18 protein-coding genes, 2 tRNA genes and 1 pseudogene are annotated in these 16653 nt (G+C 71.6%); 5 read left to right on the top strand and 16 right to left on the bottom strand.

The features are described 5' to 3' along the window. Positions 1–172: 172 nt before the first annotated feature. Both CK485_RS12805 and CK485_RS12800 read left to right on the top strand, forming a co-directional pair. Positions 173–709 (top strand): MarR family transcriptional regulator, encoded by a 537-nt coding sequence (locus tag CK485_RS12805; protein WP_109450038.1) that lies wholly within the window; start codon positions 173–175, stop codon positions 707–709. A 147-nt stretch (positions 710–856) separates the two neighbouring features. After that, on the top strand, positions 857–2488 hold the full coding sequence (locus CK485_RS12800; RefSeq protein ID WP_109450036.1) for a cytochrome bc complex cytochrome b subunit: 1632 nt from the start codon (positions 857–859) through the stop codon (positions 2486–2488). A 96-nt stretch (positions 2489–2584) separates the two neighbouring features. Here the strand turns inward: CK485_RS12800 and CK485_RS12795 are convergent, their stop codons facing one another. The 6 genes and pseudogenes from CK485_RS12795 to rpmB form a co-directional block, all read right to left on the bottom strand. Beyond that, positions 2585–2971 carry a cytochrome c oxidase subunit 4 gene (locus CK485_RS12795; protein ID WP_109450034.1) on the bottom strand — a complete coding sequence of 129 codons (387 nt, stop codon included), beginning with the start codon at positions 2969–2971 and terminating at the stop codon, positions 2585–2587. Beyond that, positions 2968–4686, bottom strand: coding sequence for a cytochrome c oxidase subunit I (gene ctaD, locus CK485_RS12790; RefSeq protein WP_109450032.1), 1719 nt, complete (start codon positions 4684–4686; stop codon positions 2968–2970). Before ctaD ends, CK485_RS12795 begins: the two co-directional genes overlap by 4 nt. A gap of 326 nt (positions 4687–5012) precedes the next feature. Further along, positions 5013–5105: pseudogene (locus tag CK485_RS30080) on the bottom strand (GTP-binding protein); the annotation flags it as partial. Between the two features lie 5 nt (positions 5106–5110). Continuing rightward, the gene (gene rpmF / locus CK485_RS12780; RefSeq protein ID WP_109450028.1) at positions 5111–5281 is read right to left on the bottom strand and encodes a 50S ribosomal protein L32; all 171 of its coding nucleotides are present in this window, start codon (positions 5279–5281) and stop codon (positions 5111–5113) included. A gap of 633 nt (positions 5282–5914) precedes the next feature. Then, complete coding sequence (gene rpsN / locus CK485_RS12770) at positions 5915–6220, bottom strand: 30S ribosomal protein S14 (RefSeq protein WP_109450024.1); 306 nt, start codon at positions 6218–6220, stop codon at positions 5915–5917. Continuing rightward, on the bottom strand, positions 6220–6456 hold the full coding sequence (gene rpmB, locus CK485_RS12765) for a 50S ribosomal protein L28 (protein WP_109452898.1): 237 nt from the start codon (positions 6454–6456) through the stop codon (positions 6220–6222). The genes rpsN and rpmB overlap by 1 nt, the downstream gene beginning before the upstream one ends. Before the next feature lie 169 nt (positions 6457–6625). Between rpmB and CK485_RS12760 the strand changes: the two genes are divergently transcribed. Then, positions 6626–6877, top strand: a complete 252-nt coding sequence (locus tag CK485_RS12760; RefSeq protein WP_109450022.1) for a type B 50S ribosomal protein L31 — start codon at positions 6626–6628, stop codon at positions 6875–6877. A gap of 419 nt (positions 6878–7296) precedes the next feature. Here the strand turns inward: CK485_RS12760 and CK485_RS12755 are convergent. Then, positions 7297–7369 (bottom strand) — tRNA-Ala (locus CK485_RS12755). 191 nt (positions 7370–7560) lie between these two features. On the opposite strand from CK485_RS12755, the gene CK485_RS12750 reads away from it, so the two are divergent. After that, positions 7561–8919: a glycosyltransferase 87 family protein gene (locus CK485_RS12750; protein ID WP_109450020.1), complete on the top strand. Its 1359-nt coding sequence runs from the start codon at positions 7561–7563 to the stop codon at positions 8917–8919. Positions 8920–9095: 176 nt separating this feature from the next. Here the strand turns inward: CK485_RS12750 and CK485_RS12745 are convergent. The 7 genes from CK485_RS12745 to CK485_RS29030 form a co-directional block, all read right to left on the bottom strand. After that, positions 9096–9168 (bottom strand) — tRNA-Ala (locus CK485_RS12745). 94 nt (positions 9169–9262) lie between these two features. Beyond that, a complete protein-coding gene (locus tag CK485_RS12740) occupies positions 9263–9940 on the bottom strand; it encodes a histidine phosphatase family protein (protein ID WP_109452896.1) in 678 nt (225 codons plus the stop codon). Continuing rightward, a complete protein-coding gene (rsfS, locus tag CK485_RS12735; protein ID WP_109450019.1) occupies positions 9937–10371 on the bottom strand; it encodes a ribosome silencing factor in 435 nt (144 codons plus the stop codon). Before rsfS ends, CK485_RS12740 begins: the two co-directional genes overlap by 4 nt. A gap of 172 nt (positions 10372–10543) precedes the next feature. Next, complete coding sequence (locus tag CK485_RS12730; protein ID WP_109450017.1) at positions 10544–12382, bottom strand: LytR C-terminal domain-containing protein; 1839 nt, start codon at positions 12380–12382, stop codon at positions 10544–10546. 37 nt (positions 12383–12419) lie between these two features. Then, positions 12420–12989: a nicotinate-nucleotide adenylyltransferase gene (nadD, locus tag CK485_RS12725; RefSeq protein WP_241968447.1), complete on the bottom strand. Its 570-nt coding sequence runs from the start codon at positions 12987–12989 to the stop codon at positions 12420–12422. Positions 12990–13128: 139 nt separating this feature from the next. Further along, the gene (locus tag CK485_RS29035; RefSeq protein ID WP_199239327.1) at positions 13129–13275 is read right to left on the bottom strand and encodes a hypothetical protein; all 147 of its coding nucleotides are present in this window, start codon (positions 13273–13275) and stop codon (positions 13129–13131) included. 201 nt (positions 13276–13476) lie between these two features. Beyond that, complete coding sequence (locus CK485_RS29030; protein WP_199239326.1) at positions 13477–13635, bottom strand: hypothetical protein; 159 nt, start codon at positions 13633–13635, stop codon at positions 13477–13479. Between the two features lie 90 nt (positions 13636–13725). Here CK485_RS29030 and CK485_RS12720 point away from each other — a divergent pair, with 90 nt between their 5' ends. Beyond that, entirely contained in the window at positions 13726–14838 is a 1113-nt protein-coding gene (locus CK485_RS12720) for a M48 family metallopeptidase (protein ID WP_109450013.1), read from the top strand. Here the strand turns inward: CK485_RS12720 and CK485_RS12715 are convergent. Together CK485_RS12715 and CK485_RS12710 are read right to left on the bottom strand one after the other, a co-directional pair. Continuing rightward, positions 14774–15799 (bottom strand): hypothetical protein, encoded by a 1026-nt coding sequence (locus CK485_RS12715; protein ID WP_109452895.1) that lies wholly within the window; start codon positions 15797–15799, stop codon positions 14774–14776. The two genes, CK485_RS12720 and CK485_RS12715, sit on opposite strands and share 65 nt — an antisense overlap. 170 nt (positions 15800–15969) lie before the next feature. Further along, positions 15970–16578, bottom strand: coding sequence for a hypothetical protein (locus CK485_RS12710; protein ID WP_199239324.1), 609 nt, complete (start codon positions 16576–16578; stop codon positions 15970–15972). Between the last annotated feature and the right edge of the window lie 75 nt (positions 16579–16653).

The raw sequence follows: 16653 nt of genomic DNA, 5'->3' as shown, positions 1-16653 counted from the left end.
AGCCCTCGGCGGACGCGTGGCGCACCGGCGGGTATCGCGGGCGGGGAGGCGGGATCGGCGGTGTTCGTCATATTTGCATTATGCAATACCGACCATTGCCCTGTGCAAAACCCGTCCGATCCGTGAGACCGCGGGTCCTCCGGCGGGCGGCGCGACGGGGTAGAAAGGGGGCATGTCCAAGCGCGCGCCCACCACCGACCGCCCCCCTCGCGCCGACGAGCCCGAGGACGGCGGGGCCCACGACGACGCGGCCGACGAGGTCGTCACGGCCGTCCTCACCGCCTCCCGGCTGCTCGTGGCGGTGTCCGCCCGTTCCCTGGCCTCCGTCGAGGAGACGCTCACCCTGCCGCAGTTCCGCATGCTGGTGGTCCTGGACACCCGCGGCCCGATGAACATCTCCCGGCTCGGCGAGCACCTCGACGTGATCCCCTCCACCGCGATGCGCATGGTCGACCGGCTGGCGACCGCCGGCATGCTCGACCGCGCGCCGAGCCCCGCCAACCGGCGCGAGATCCTCATCAGCCTCACCGAGGCGGGCCGCCGCGTGGTCGGCGAGGCGACCGAACGGCGCCGTGCGGAGATCGCGCGCATCGTCGCCGGCATGCCGCGTACCCAACGCGGCGGACTGATCGAGGCGTTGCAGGCCTTCGCCCGGGCCGGGGACGAGCCGCTCGCGGAGGGCCGGCGCGGGACCGACGTCGGCTGGTGAGACGTTCGGCGGGCCGCGGCCCGCCCCCGTGCCGTGCGCCCCGGCCCGCATGCGTGGCGTGCGCCCGGCCCGACGCGGCCGGGTTCGAGGCGGCCGGATCCGGTTACCCATTCCTCAGCCGACGGAAGCGGATGGGGAGCGTGGCGGATGCTGGGGCGTCAGAAGAAGGCCAGGGTCGAGGAGAAGGCACGGGAGAAGGCGGTCACGGGGTTCGAGGCACTCGACCGGCGGCTGCCGGCCGCCGAGGCGGGCCGGGAACTGCTGCGCAAGGCCTTCCCCGACCACTGGTCCTTCCTGCTGGGAGAACTGGCCCTCTACAGCTTCGCCGTACTGCTCCTGACGGGTGTGTACCTGACGCTCTTCTTCGTGCCCAGTATGAGCGAGCAGGTCTACCACGGTTCGTACGCGCCCCTGCGCGGCCTGGTCGTCACCGACGCCTACTCCTCCACCCTGGACATCAGCTTCGACGTACGCGGCGGTCTGCTGATCCGTCAGATGCACCACTGGGCCGCGCTGGTCTTCGTGTCCGCCATCGGCGTGCACATGTTGAGGGTGTTCTTCACCGGGGCGTTCCGCAGGCCCCGGGAGATCAACTGGGTCGTCGGGGTGACGCTCTTCCTCCTGGCGCTGCTGGAGGGCTTCTGCGGCTACTCCCTCCCCGACGACCTGCTGTCGGGTACGGGCCTGCGCACGGCGAACAGCATCGTGCTGTCCATTCCCGTCGTCGGGACCTACCTGGCCTACTTCCTGTGGCGCGGCTCCTACCCCGGGCACGCGATCATCCCCCGGCTGTACGCCGTCCACGTACTCCTCGTCCCCGGCCTGCTGGTGGCGCTGATCGCCGCTCACCTGGTCCTGGTGGTCTACCTCAAGCACACGCAGTGGGCGGCACGCGGGAAGACCAACCGCAACGTGGTGGGCCAGCCGATGTTCCCGCACTTCATGGCGAAGTCGACCGGCTTGTTCCTGATGGTCTCCGGAGTGCTGGCCGCCCTGGCGGCGGTGGGGCAGATCAACCCCATCTGGAACTACGGCCCCTACGTGCCCGACACGGCGGCCACCGACGCCCAGCCGGACTGGTACGTGGGCTTCCTCGAAGGCGCCCTGCGGATCATGCCGCCGTCGGAGAACAACGTGGCGGGCCACACGATCATGTGGAACGTCCTGATCCCCGCGGTGATCCTGCCGGCCGTGCTGTTCCTGGTGCTCTACCTCTACCCGTTCTTCGAGAAGTGGGTGACCGGGGACCTGTCGGAGCATCACCTGCTGGACCGCCCCCGGGACCGCCCTACCCGTACGGGCCTGGGGGTCGCCGCCATCGTCTTCTACGCGGTGTTGCTGCTGGCGGGCGGGAACGACGTCATCGCTTACAGCTTCCGGTGGTCGGTCAACGCGCTGACGTGGATCTTCCGGGTCGCCGTGATCGTCGGACCGGTGATCGGCTTCCTCGTCACCAAGCGGATCTGCCTGGCGTTGCAGGCCCACGACCGCCGGCTGCTGACGGAGGGCCACGAGACCGGCAAGGTCAGCCAGAACGTCTCGGGCGCGCTCGGTGAGAGCCATCGCCCGGTCTCGGCCGCGGACCGCTACCGGCTCGTCGTCCGGGAGGTGCCCCGGCCCCTGCCCCGCCCCACGGGCGACGCCCCGCGCGGGGAGCGGCTGAGGGCGCTCCTCAGCGGCTGGTACTACCGGGACTCGGTCCAGATGCCCGTGACGAAGGACGAACGGCGGGAGATCGCCGCCAGGCTCGCCGAACCCGTGGCCGAGTCCGACGAGTAGCGCCGGCCCGACCGGCGGGCGACCGCCGAGGACCGGCCGCCGGCACGGGCCCGTCCGCGGACAGGGGTTCCCGGTCGGCGGGCAGGGCGCTCGCGGTCAGTCGTGCCCGTTGAACTCGAAGACCATGCCGATGACGCCCGCGGCCAGGATGCCGAGCGCGATGAGGAACAGCCAGAGCCCGTAGATGATCCCGACACCGAGGAGCGCGAAGCCCAGCCCGGTCATCGGCGGGTAGCCGCTGTGCGGCGGGAAGAAGTCCAGCGGCCCGGCGCGGTCCCGGATCTCCGAGTCCTGGACGTCCTCGGGCCTGCGGCCCTTGCGCCGGTAGGTCATGGCGAAGAAGAACGAGATGATCGTCGCCATCAGGAACGACACGGTCAGCGCGGCGGTGCCGGCCGGCTCCTTGGCGAACCAGGTGTAGATGACGTCGGTGACCAGGAAGAAGGCGGCGACGCCGCCGAACAGGTACGCCTCGGCCTTCATTCGCTCTGCTCTCCCATCGTGTCGGGGGTCGGCACGACCGTGCCCGTCGTCCCGGGCCTCAGGTGCAGCACCTCGGGGTGATGCAGGTCGAAGGCGGGTGAGTCGGAACGGATGCGCGGCAGGGCGTGGAAGTTGTGGCGCGGCGGGGGGCAGGACGTGGCCCACTCCAGCGACCGTCCGAAGCCCCAGGGGTCGTCGACCTCGACCTTCGGCGCGTACTTCGCGGTCTTCCACACGTTGTACAGGAAGGGGAGGGTGGACATGCCGAGCAGGAACGCGCCGATGGACGAGATCGTGTTGAGGGTGGTGAAGCCGTCGGCCGCCAGGTAGTCGGCGTAGCGCCGCGGCATGCCCGCCTCCCCCAGCCAGTGCATGACGAGGAAGGTGGTCTGGAAGCCGACGAACAGCGTCCAGAAATGGATCTTCCCGAGCCGCTCGTCCAGCATCCGCCCGGTCCACTTCGGCCACCAGAAGTAGAACCCCGCGAACGTGGCGAACACGATCGTGCCGAACAGCACGTAGTGCAGGTGCGCGACGACGAAGTAGGAGTCGGTGACGTGGAAGTCCAGGGGCGGTGACGCGAGCAGCACCCCGCTCAGCCCGCCCAGCAGAAAGGTCACCAGGAAGCCGATGGACCACAGCATCGGCGTCTCGAAGGACAGGGTGCCGTGCCACATGGTGCCGATCCAGTTGAAGAACTTCACCCCGGTCGGCACGGCGATCAGGAACGACATCAGCGAGAAGAACGGCAGCAGCACCATCCCGGTGGCGAACATGTGGTGCGCCCACACGGTCGCCGACAGCATGGTGATGGCGATCGTCGCGCTGACCATTCCGACGTATCCGAAGGTCGGCTTGCGGCTGAAGACCGGAATGATCTCCGTGATCACACCGAAGAACGGCAGGGCCACGATGTAGACCTCGGGGTGGCCGAAGAACCAGAACAGGTGCTGCCACAGGATCGCCCCGCCGTTGGCGGGGTCGTAGACGTGCGCGCCGAACTTGCGGTCCGCCTCCAGGGCCAGCAACGCGGCGGTGAGCACCGGGAACGCCAGCAGCGCCAGGATCGAGGTGAACAGGATGTTCCAGGTGAAGATCGGCATCCGGAACATCGTCATCCCCGGTGCCCGCAGGCACACGATGGTGGCGATGAAGTTCACCGACCCCAGCGTGGTGGACAGCCCCGCGGTGACCAGGCCCATCGTCCACAGGTCGCCGCCGGCGCCGGGAGTGTGGACGGCGCTGTTGAGCGGCGCGTAGGCGAACCACCCGAAGGACGCCGCGCCGCCGGGCACCAGGAATCCGGAGACGACCATCAGCCCTCCGAACAGGAAGAGCCAGTAGGTCACGGCGTTCAGCCGCGGGAACGCCACGTCGGGGGCGCCGATCTGCAAGGGCATCACCGCGTTGGCGAAGCCCGCGAACGTCGGGGTGGCGAACAGCAGCATCATGATCGTGCCGTGGATGGTGAACAGCTGGTTGTACTGCTCCTCGGTGACGATCTGCAGCCCGGGGCGCGCGAGTTCCGCTCGCATCAGCATGGCCAGGATTCCGGCCACGAGGAAGAAGCCGAACGAGGTCACCAGGTACATGCTGCCGATCGTCTTGTGATCGGTGGTCGTCAGGTAGTTCCTGAGCCTCGTCCCCGACACCACGCGCGGATTGTCCTGCCCGTCGTCAGCCTGCCGGCGGCGGTCCTCATCGAGCTGCGACATCGCTTCTCCTGAACGCGGGTCGGCGACCTGGCGGGCAAGGGTGGACCGCCAGCATCTCTGCTGGCTTGCCTCCGTTCCCCCATCCCAAACCTCCCGCTCCCGCGTTGGGCCCACACCGGCTAGCCCGTATGGCTGGTGACGGCCCGTCGCCCGCGGCGAGCGGATGGGGAGGGGCGGCCGCGAGGATCCGCCCCTCCCGCCCGAGGTCAGGCCGCGACGGGTTCCGAGGCTTCGACGGCGTGGATCAGCGACGTCCCGGTCCGCGTGCCACGGACGCGGATGCTGGCGTGGGCGGGACGGGTGAGGCCGGTGTGCTCGCGCGACTGCTCGCGGTTGGCCAGGACATGGTCGAGCCGCGTGGTCCTGCCCGCTCCCAGGAACCCCGAGAGCACATTCACCGGCAGGCGGTCGTACGGCATCCGCGTCAGCCCTCCGGGCGCAGGAGGCCGCGTTCGTAGGCCTTCTTCAGCCGCTGCGGCACGAGGTACGTGCTGCCGTCGACCGTGACGGGCACCAGCGCGGGTGCCGTCGCCTTCCACTGGGCGCGGCGGTGACGCGTGTTGCTGCGGGACGTCTTGCGCTTCGGGACTGCCATCGGGGGCCTTTCCGGGGGATGGGATGAGAACAACGGTTGGCCGGGCGGTGAGGCCGACCGGATGTGCGGACGCGCCGCCGGGGGCCGCTACAGCAGTCGTGCCACTCCGGCGATCGGTTGGGGGGTTGGGGGGGTTGAGGGTTGGGCCCATCAGTTCAGGTGTGCCACCGTTCGCGGTGGCGGTCCTGGGCGCAGCTCCGCCGGAAGGCTCCCGTCGTCCGGGCAGCCGGCCTTGAGCCATCGGCACACCACCGAGGCGCCCGCGCGGTCGGGGACGGGGCCCAGTCCGATGGCCGGGCTGGTCGGGCCGCGGTCCGCGTCGCACGGCTGGACCACGGCGAACACGCCCCGACCGCCGGACCCGTGCGCAGTGCCCGCGTCACAGCGCAGCACGGAGCCCAGACACCCGCTCGCGACCAGCACCCCGTGCGGACACCCGCGTACCGCGGTCCTGAACTCGTCCATGACCTCGGCTGCCGCGGGGCCGTCACACCCGGTCCGGCAGACGACCAGGGTGAACGGCCGTCCGTTCGGGCGGAGTTCATCCGCTTCCCTACGCAACGAGACCACCTCCCGGGACGCGCGAACCGCTCAGCCGCCATCCGTGCGCCAGCCGCCGGTTCAGCGGCCCCGTCACCAACTGCTCTTGCGGACGCCGGGCAGCTGGCCCGCGTGCGCCATCTCCCGCAGGCGGATGCGGGAGATGCCGAAGGCGCGCAGATGACCGCGGGGGCGGCCGTCGACGGCGTCGCGGTTGCGCACCCGGGTGGCGCTGGCGTCGCGGGGCTGACGCCGCAGTTCGCGCTGCGCCGCGTCACGCTCCTCGTCGGTGGAGTGCGGGGCGGCGATGACGGCCTTGAGTTCGGCGCGGCGCTCGGCGTAGCGGGCGACGACGGCGCGGCGCTTGTCGTTCTTCGCGATCTTGCTCTTCTTCGCCATCAGACGTCGCCTCCCCTGGCGCGGATGCGTGCGACGGCCGCCTCGACACCGATGGCGTCGACCGTCTTGATGCCCTTGGCGCTGAGCGTGAGCCGGACGTGGCGGCCCTCGCTGGGCAGCCAGTAGCGCTTGCGCTGGATGTTGGGGTCGAAGCGGCGCTTGCTGCGGCGGTGCGAGTGGGAGACGGCGTTGCCGAACCCGGGCTTGCGGCCGGTGAGTTGGCACTGTGCTGACACGGTGACCCTCCAACGGGGCATGAGTGATGGCCGGTCGTCAGGACCTCACCGTACCAGCTTAATGAAAATGACAACCACTTCCCTGTAGAGTGGAGACACCACGCACGACGAGGCGCGTCCGGTCCCCCGGCCCGGCGCTCACCGACATCCCCGCAGGAGAGGCGATCCCATGAAGCCTGGCATCCACCCCGAGTACCGCCCGGTCGTCTTCCGCGACCGGACCGCCGACTACGCGTTCCTGACGCGTTCGACGGCGACCAGCGACAAGACCGTCGAGTGGGAGGACGGCAACACCTACCCGGTGATCGACGTCGAGATCTCCTGCGCGAGCCACCCCTTCTACACCGGCACCCAACGCGTCCTGGACACCGCGGGACGCGTCGAACGCTTCGAGCGCCGCTACGGACGCGGAGCGCGCTGACGGCCCCGCCCCGGCAAGCGGCGCGCCTGCTCTTCGGCCCGAAGCAGCTCTGCGGCTTCGCGTTTCAGCGACTGGCTCCGCCCACCCTCCACTGCTGACTTGAGCCACGTGCGCGAACGCCTGGCGGCTGAGGGCGGCATCGCGTGCGAGCGCCGCCATGGACCTCGCGGCCTCTTCCGGGGTGAGGAGGCGGAGCCATCGCCCAGTGATGGACTCGTTGCCCGGCCCGCCAGGACTTCGCCCGGCAACGAACGCTTCTCCAGCGGTCGCCCCACACACGTTGCCCCCGGAGAAGCACAGGCGGGCGATCCCTCCGCCAGACCCTTGCGGCCCAGGCCCAGCGACCCTGCGTCAACACGGAGGGCTGACAAAAAGACCCCTGCGAACCGCGTTTCCGCAGATCACAAGGGTCCTGGAAGTGGAGCTAAGGGGATTTGAACCCCTGACCCCTTGCATGCCATGCAAGTGCTCTACCAGCTGAGCTATAGCCCCAGGTCTTCGTCGGCCGGGCGGGCCCGGCGACTGGGTAAACATTACACGGACCGGGGGGCCTTTCGCCAAATCCATTGGGGGGACGGGCTCGGGCCCGGAAGCGGCGGGCGGGGCCGGTGGGACGGGCTGCTGTTGCGGGTGGGTCGGGGTACTGTCAGGAGGCTGTGTCCGTCGACCCAGGAGCCGCCGCCGTGACCGCGTCGCAACCCATCGCCGAAGGCAGGCCGACAGGCGGGGTACGGGGAGCGGTGGCAAGGCGGCCGACCGTGGTGGCGGCGGTCGCGTGCCTGGTGTCGTTCACCGGCTTCTGGATCGCGCAGCGGGCCGCCCACGTCTCCATGATCGACCTCATGGTCTACCGCGCCGAGGGCTGGACCATCAGGACCGGCGGTGACCTCTACGCGATGGTGGCCACGCGGGCCAAGCTGCCGACCACCTACCCGCCCTTCGGCGCCATGATCTTCACGCCGCTGACCTGGCTCGGCGTGCCCGCGATGCGCGCCGCCGCCACCGCCGCCAACCTCGCCCTGCTGCTCGTCGTCGTCCACCTGTCGCTGCGGCTGGTCGGTCGGCCGCATCGGATGCCGCACGCGGCGGCCACCTTCGCCGTCTCCGCGGGCGCCGTGTGGTGCGAACCGGTGTGGACGACGCTGCGCTACGGGCAGATCAACCTGCTGCTCGCGGTCCTGGTGCTGTGGGACCTGACCCGGCGCTCCGGGCACCGCTGGGCCGGTATCGGCATCGGCGTGGCCGCGGGGATCAAGCTGACGCCGGCACTGTTCGCGGTCTTCCTCGCGCTGGTCGGCGTCGTCCAGGGCTGGCGCGGGCTGCGCGCGGGGCGGCGGGTGTGGAACCCCGCGCTGCGCCGGGCGGTGGTGGCGGCCACCGCGTTCGCCGTCACCGCGGGCACGGCCGCGCTCGTGCTGCCGCGCGACTCGCACAGCTTCTGGACCCGGATGATCTTCGAGGCCAATCGCGTCGGCCACGTCGAGGACACCGCCAACCAGTCGGTGCGCGGCGTCATCGCCCGCGTCCTGCACTCCACCGACCCCGGCCGTTCCTGGCTGCTGTCGGCCGCCGCGATCGGCCTGCTCGGGCTCGCCGTGGCCGTCGCGGCGGCACTGGCGGGCGACCGGCTGCCGTCCGGCTCGGCCTGGGCCGCCTGCGCCTGCGCCGCGACCGCGCTGCTGGTGAGCCCGATCTCCTGGTCGCACCACTGGGTGTGGTGCGTGCCGATGGTGCTGCTGCTGGCCTCGGAGGCGTTGCGGCGCGGCGAGTTGCGGTGGCGGATCGGCGCGGGGGCGGCCGGGCTGGTGTTCTGCAGCTACCTGATCTGGGCGGTGCCGCACGGCCCTGGGCGCCCCGAACTGCGTCAGAACGCGGGGCAGATGCTGCTGTCCGCCGCCTACCCGGCGGTCGGGCTGGCCTTCCTGGCACTGACCGGGGTGCAGGCGGTACGGGCCCTGCGCAGGCCCCCGGGCCGCCCGCTCGGCGGCGGTGCGCATCTCTCCGCGCGGACCGGCGACTACATGTACGCGGCGGACGCCTAGCGCTTCCCCGCCCGCCGACGCCTGGGCAGCCGCGCCCAGTTGGGGCGGACGAAGCCGAACGCCACGGCGACGCGGGGGGCGAAGCGCCCGCAAGCCCGCAGACCAGGTGTACGGAGAGACGACGAAGGCGAGGCGGTCCGCGCTTCTACGCGGCCACGCCTCGCCTCTCGCCTTCGTGGAGCTAAGGAGAATTGAACTCCTGACCTCCTGCATGCCATGCAGGCGCTCTACCAACTGAGCTATAGCCCCGCTGTTCCCGCTCGCGTACTCGCCGCTCGTTCGGAACACCTAGAGCTTAGCGTGTGACCTGCCCGGATACGAAATCCGCTCCCGGGGACCGCCCTCAGGCGTCGTCGCCGAGCACCGGCTCGGGCAGGGTGCCCGCGTTGTGCTCCAGCAGGCGCCAGCCGCGCACGCCCTCGCCCAGGACCGACCAGCAGCAGTTCGACAGCCCGCCGAGCGACTCCCAGGACGACGGGGCGAGGCCCAGGATGCGGCCGATCGTGGTGCGGATCGCGCCGCCGTGGCTGACGACGACCAGCGTGCCGTCCTCCGGCAGCTTCTCGACCTCGCGCAGCACGATGGGGGCCGCCCGGTCGGCGACCTCGGTCTCCAGCTCGCCGCCGCCGCGCCGGACCGGCTCGCCGCGCTTCCAGGCCGCGTACTGCTCGCCGTAGCGGGCCATGATCTCGCCGTTGGTCAGGCCCTGCCAGACGCCCGCGTAGGTCTCCCGCAGGCCCTCGTAGTACGTGGGCTCCAGGCCGGTGACGGCGGTCAGCTCGGCGGCGGTGTGGCGGGCGCGCTCCAGGTCGGAGGAGACGAGCGCGTCCGGGCCGAGCGCGGCCAGCAGCCGGGCGGCCCGCCGTGCCTGGGCCACACCGGTCTCGGTGAGCGGGATGTCCGTGGTGCCCTGGAAGCGGCGCTCCAGGTTCCAGGCGGTCTGGCCGTGCCGCCACAGGACGATGCGGCGTCCCCGTCCGGCCTGGGGTGCGGCGCCGCCGGACGCGGCCGGGGCGCTCAGTTCGTCTCCCCGTCCGGCTGGGCGTCCCGCTCGCGGGCGTACTCGGCCGCCTTGCCGCGGGTCTCCACCGCGTCCTTGGGCAGCTCGATCTCCGGGCAGTCCTTCCACAGCCGCTCCAGCGCGTAGAAGACGCGCTCCTCGGCGTGCTGGACGTGGACGACGATGTCGACGTAGTCCAGCAGGACCCAGCGGCCGTCGCGCTCGCCCTCGCGGCGCACCGGCTTGGCGCCGAGTTCCTTGTTCAGCCGCTCCTCGACCTCGTCGACGATGGCCTTGACCTGCCGGTCGTTGGGCGCGGAGGCCAGCAGGAACGCGTCCGTGATCGACAGCACGTCGCTGACGTCGTACGCGATGATGTCGTGCGCGAGCTTGTCGGCCGCTGCCTGGGCGGCGGTGCTGATCAGCTCGATGGAGCGGTCCGTGGCGGTCACAGGGTGTGCTTTCCGGTCGGGTACGGGTACCCCACCAGGGTCTCACGTCCCGGTGACATGTCCGCCGCCGTTTTCTACGGCGGACATGTCATCTTTCTATGGCGGACATGTCACCTGATCTCGCCGGGCCGGCGCCGCGCCCGGCGACGGGCCCCGCCGTGCGGCGGCCCGGCTACGAACCGGCCGCCGGGTGGTAGTCCGCGCCGAGCACCACCGTGATCTGCGCGTTCGCCGCGCCCTGGCCCTGGCGGACCTCGGAGGCGGACAGCCCCAGCGTCTTGGCCAGCTCGCCCGCCGCCGCCTTCTGCGCGGTCGAGCCGTACAGCACCTGGGAGCGGCTCTGCGGCGCGGCGGTGCCGCCACTGACGTAGGTGTAGCCGGAGTTGACGACCTGCACCTGGGCGGCGTCGCCCGACTTGGCGCTGCCGGTCGCGTTGCGCACCGCGACCGTGGGGATGCCGCTGGGGTCGGCGTTCTTCACGGCGCCGCCCAGCACGTTCTTCACCACGTCGTCGGTGGCCTGCTCGCTGAGGGTGCCGTCGCTCCGCACGGGCAGCATGGTGGTGCGGTAGTGGCCGCCCTGCGCCTGCTGCGCCAACTGGGCCAGGGTCGCGCCGAGTTGGGCGTTGGACAGCGAGGGGTCGGGGATCGCGCCCAGGGTGTTGACGATCTTGGTGGCGGCGGAGGCGGTGGCCGGCATCTTCGTCAGCACCGCCTGCATGACCTGCCCGAACCGGGCGAGCTGCTGGGACTGCGGCTCGCCGGGCGCCCGGTAGGTGGCGTAGGCGACCGCGGCCTGGCCGTCGAGTTCCTGGCCCTTGCCCGCGGTGACCAGCGTCTTGCCGCCGGAGGCGACGGTGGCGTCCGCGTCCAGCGTGATGCCGCCGACGGCGTCCACAAGGATCTCCAGGTACGGCGTGTCCAGCCGCCAGGTGCCCTGGATGTCGGCGCCCAGCAGGGTGTCGAGCCCGTCACGGGTGGGCGCCGCGCCGTCGTCCACCACGGACTTGGCCAGCGTGGTGGTCCCCGCGTCGGGGCTGAGGGTCAGCGAGTTGGGGAGCAGCACGGTGGTGCCCTCGCCGGTGGTCTCGTTGCCCACCAGCAGCGCGGTGGAGCTGTCGTCGCTGTCGACCTCGCGCAGGTGCACCACGATCACGTCGCGCTTCTGGGCGCCCGCGGCGGCTGCCGTGCCCCGGCCCGCGCCCAGCCCCGGCAGCCTGCCCGACTGCCACAGGTAGCCGACGCCGCCCGCCAGGGCCAGCGCGAGCACCACGACCAGCAGCACGACCCGATGGCGGCCCCGGCGCTTGCGTTCGTCGCGCCGCTCGGTGCGGGACTCGGAGAACTTCAGCCAGTCGATGACGTCCTCGGCCTGCTCGTCCTCCTCCTCGACGAAGGCGAACTCCTCGGTGTGGAAGTCCCCTTGCGTTCCCTGCGCGCCGGAGGGCGGCCCGGATTCCGCTTCGGCGGGCCCCGGCCCGGGTGAGCGCTGCTGGGGCACGGCGGCGGAGGGCTGGGCGGCGGGGTGCTCCTGCTCCGGGTGGCCCTGCTCCGGCCCGTAGCCCTGGCCGGGATGCGGCTGGACGGGATGCCGCTGACCGGCGTACCCCTGCTCCGGGTAGCCCTGGCCCGCGTAGTCCTGGCCGGCGTAGCCCTGTTCCGCGTAGCCCTGGCCCCCGTACCCCTGGTTCGGGTACGGGGTGTGGCCCTGGGCTCCGTAGCCCTGGCCCTGGGACTGCTCCGGGTAGCCCTGGGCCGCCGGGCCGGGGTAGGACTGACCGCCGTATTGCTGGTGTTGTGCGTACTGCTCTTGCTGTGCGTACTGCTGCTGTTGCTGCTGCGCGTACTGCTGCTGCCCGGGCGGGACCTGGTCGGCGTACGGGTCGTATCCCTCGTAGCCGTCCTGGCCTTCGTGGTCCTGCGGCTGAGGCTGCGGGTAGCCGGGCGAGTACGGGGCGTACGGGTCGCGGCCCCGGTAGGGCTCCTGGCCGTACTGCTCCTGATCACTCACCAGTGCCCCTCCCGATCGCACGACTGCCGCCCGCAGGCTATCCGGCGTCCCGGTACAGCTTCCGTTTGTTGATGTAGCGCACCACGCCGTCCGGCACCAGGTACCAGACCGGTTCGCCCCGGGCCACCCGCTGCCGGCAGTCGGACGAGGAGATGGCCAGGGCCGGGATCTCGACGAGGGACACTCCGCCGTCGGGGATCCCGGGGTCCGACAGAGTGTGCCCCGGGCGGGTCACTCCGATGAAATGCGCCATCGAGAAGAGTTCCTCGGCGTCCCGCCAGGAGAAGATCTGGGAGAGCGCGTCCGCGCCGGTGATGAAGAAGAGGTCCACGTCGCCGTACTGGGCGCGCAGATCCCGCAGCGTGTCGAGGGTGTAGGTGCGGCCGCCGCGGTCGATGTCGGTGCGGCTGACCGAGAACTGCGGGTTGGACGCGGTCGCGATGACCGTCATGAGATAGCGGTCCTCCGCCGGGGAGACCCGCTGGTGTTCCTTCTGCCAGGGCTGACCGGTGGGGACGAAGACCACCTCGTCGAGGTGGAAGAGGCTCGCGACCTCACTCGCGGCCACCAGGTGCCCGTGGTGCACCGGGTCGAACGTGCCGCCCATCACACCGAGTCGTCTCTTCACCGGCCCGGCCCCTCCGTCGTCGACCACGATCAGTCCGGAGGGGCGCCCGGACGCTGCCTGCTCTCCCATGCGAGCACACCCTACTTGGCGTCCGGCGGGAGCCGGGGCCGGCCCGGGGTCAGCGGTCCCGGTTGAACCGGGTGACGATCCACAGCAGGAACAGGAGCGCGAACAGCGCGCCGCCACCGGTCAGGATCGGGTTCAGGCTGTTGTGCTGGCCACCCTCGGCGAGCGCTGCCACAGCTGCTGGGATGTGTGCGGTCATGGTCGGCTGGACCCCTTGCGGTCGGAGGACTCGTCCGTCTGGAACTCGTGGCACATGGTACGTCCGTGGGCACGCGGAACCCTACGCAGGTCCCGCGCGTCCTGACTGTGTACGTCCAGTACGAGCAGTACGAGATCGAGCGTCAACAGAAGCGAATCGGGAGCGGTTCGCCCAGGTAACCGCCCGTCAGTCCGCGTCCGGTCAGTCCCTGTCGCCGTAACCGCGCAGGAGGAACCAGGCGAGGAAGGCGGCACCGAGCACCGACACGACGATCACGGTGCGCAGCAGCCAGCCGGGGCCTGCCGAGTCGGAGGCCACGGCCAGCAGTGTGGTGGGGTCGTGCGTCACGGGGTTGTGCATGCCGTTCAGCGTAGCCCTGTCGGTGCCGGGCCCTAAGGTGGGGTGGTACGGGGGACGAGCACGCACCGGCTATCAAGGGATTGAGGCCCAATGACCGTGCCGAACGAATCAGGTGGCGCCGGCGAGTCCGGCACCGGGACGCCCGGCGGGACCGTGCCCAGCCGCAGCCGCAGGCGCTTCCCCGGTATCTCCTCACGCGCCTACGAGCATCCGGCGGACCGCTCGGCGCTGGTGGCGCTGCGCAAGCTGAGCGGCTTCGACACCGTGTTCAAGGCGCTCAGCGGACTGCTGCCCGAGCGTTCGCTGCGGCTGCTGTTCCTGTCGGACTCGGTGCGGGTGGGCGAGAGGCAGTTCCCGCACCTGAACGACATGCTGCGCGACGCCTGCTACATCCTGGACCTGGAGAAGGTCCCGCCGATGTACGTCAACCAGGACCCGCAGCCCAACGCGATGTGCATCGGCCTGGACGAGCCGATCATCGTGGTCACCACGGGCCTGGTGGAGCTGCTGGACGAGGAGGAGATGCGCGCGGTCGTCGGCCACGAGGTGGGCCACGCGCTGTCCGGCCACTCGGTCTACCGCACGGTGCTGCTCTTCCTGACCAGCCTGGCGCTGCGCGTGGCGTGGATCCCGCTGGGCAACGTCGCGATCATGGCGATCGTCACCGCGCTGCGCGAGTGGTTCCGCAAGTCGGAGCTGTCGGCGGACCGGGCCGGGCTGCTGGTCGGCCAGGACCTCCAGGCGTCCATGCGCGGCCTGATGAAGCTGGCGGGCGGCAACCACCTGCACGAGATGAACGTGGACGAGTTCCTCAAGCAGGCCGACGAGTACGAGGCGGGCGGCGACCTGCGCGACTCGGTGCTGAAGATCCTCAACGTGCTGCCGCGCACCCACCCCTTCACCACGGTCCGGGCGGCCGAGCTGCGCAAGTGGGCGGCCAGCCGGGACTACCAGCGGATCATGGACGGCCACTACCCGCGCCGCGAGGAGGACAAGGACACCTCGGTGTACGAGTCCTTCAAGGAGTCGGCCAACCACTACGCCGATTCGGTCAAGAGCAGCAAGGACCCGCTGATGGGCTTGATCCGGGACATATCGACCGGCGCCGGGGACATCGGCGGCAAGCTGCGCGACCGGTTCACCGGCTCGGGGGCGCGCTCCGGTCCCGGCTCCGGCCCGGAGCCGGACTCGGACCAGGGCTGAGGGCTCCGCAGCCCGCCGCCATCGGCTCGGCACGGTCGTACGGATCGGTGCCGGAGCCGGTGGCGGCGCTCTGTCCGGCCAGCAGCGGCCGGAAGTAGCCGGACGGGTCGCCCGCACAGGTCAGCGGCCCGGCCTCGACGGCGGCCTGCCGCAGCTGGAGCTGATGGTCCGCCAGGTCGTCCCGGTCGAAGTACAGGCTCAGTCTGCGCCGCACGGTGAACAGCGAGGCCGGGCGGTCGGCGGAGGTGCCCGCGGCGCGGATCCGGTAGACCAGCGTGTGGTCGGTGTCGACCTCCAGTCCCGCGCCGCCGTCCCGCTCGGCGTAGCTGACCGTGCCGCGCACGCGGATGCCGGGGTCGGCCAGTTGGTAGCGGGCGGGATCGAAGCGCACCAGCCAGCCGGTCGCCGCGTGACGCCCGTCGTCGGCGGGGCTGGCCAGGCTGTGGTCGAACTGGGTGAGCTGCCCCTGATCGAGCAGGTCGCGCACCTCGCGCACGTCGCCGCCGGTCAGCGCGGCCTCGTCCAGCGAGGAGGCGACCAGGTACTCCTGGGTGAGGCCGAGCGCCTCGCCGACCTGGCCGGCCGTGAAGTGCGCGGTGCGGTGGGCCGCCGGGAGGGAGACGCCCTGGAGGCCGATCGGGTAGTGGGCCACGTCGTCGGCGGCGTAGAGCGGGTCGGCGCTCGCGGCGGGCACCGGTCCCGGGGGGACGAGCGGCACCAGGGTGATGCGCAGCGGAGCGGCGGCGGGCGGCGCGGCGGGCCGGTAGTGGTGGCGCACCCCCAGGTAGATCGCGCTGCCGAAGGCGAGGGCGATCAGCAGGACCAGGACGTACGCCTGCGGGCGGGCTCCGCCGGTACCCCACGGGTGCCGGGGCCGGGTCGCCCGGGTCGCGCCGGCCAGCCGCTCGCGGGCGGAGAACTCCCGTATCCGGGCAGCACGAACGAACGACTCATCGAACACGATGGCTCCGTACTCGTCGTCACCGCCTCCCGGAAGGCCCTGGGGCGTCCCCTCCGGGGGGTCTCCACGCCCGGTCATACGACAAGAGTAGGTCTCCGCCCCGCGGGCTGAACGTCCCGTGCCGCAAGTAGTCCTGAAAGGCAGTCATCCCAAGAGCCGCAAGCGGCCCCTCAGCGGGTCGCCCCGGTGGCCGCCCCGGTGGGCGGGGCGCCGCCGGTGGGCGAGCCGGTGCCGACCGGCGCGCCGCCCCCGGTCAGCAGCGGCCCCGCGGTGGTCGCGGCGGTCGGGCGGGTGGTGGCCCGGGGCAGGTCCGCGCGGCCGGTGGCGGGCGGCGGGGCGGGCTGGCGGCCCTGGCCACCGGTGCGGTAGACCGCGGCGAAGGCCAGCGAGACCACGCCGACGCCCATCACGAGCGCCAGCACCCACGCGACGGTGCGGTGCCAGCGGGCCGGCGTGCCGTAGATGTGGCGCTGGCGGTAGACGCCGAAGCGGCCGTGCTCGGCGGCGAAGGCGTCGTACTCGCCCGGCCCGTAGGTGCCCTCGTAGTACCGGGGGTCGTCGTCCGGGCCGTCGTCGTCGGCGCCGCCGACCCTCGCCCGGGTGGCCTCCGCCTCCGCCCTCGCCTGGGCGGCGGCGAGCATGCGCTCGCCCGCGCTGGGTTCGTGGAAGACCGCGGCCTCCACGAAGGCCTCGTCAAGGACCACGGATGCGAACGCGTCGCCCGCGTCTCCGTGGTCGTCACCGTCCGGGAACGGCTTACCGCCCACATCCTCAGACACCCGTCCAGGGTAAGCCCGCGGGCGGTGCCTTGGGCAGGGAGTGCCGGAATGTGGGACGGCCCGGTCGGCGGCCCG

The sequence above is a fragment of the Streptomyces sp. ICBB 8177 genome, assembly GCF_003144095.1.
Classification (GTDB): Bacteria; Actinomycetota; Actinomycetes; order Streptomycetales; family Streptomycetaceae; genus Streptantibioticus_D.
Note: the sequence above shows the minus strand (reverse complement) of the source record. Positions and strands in the feature narration are given on the sequence as shown.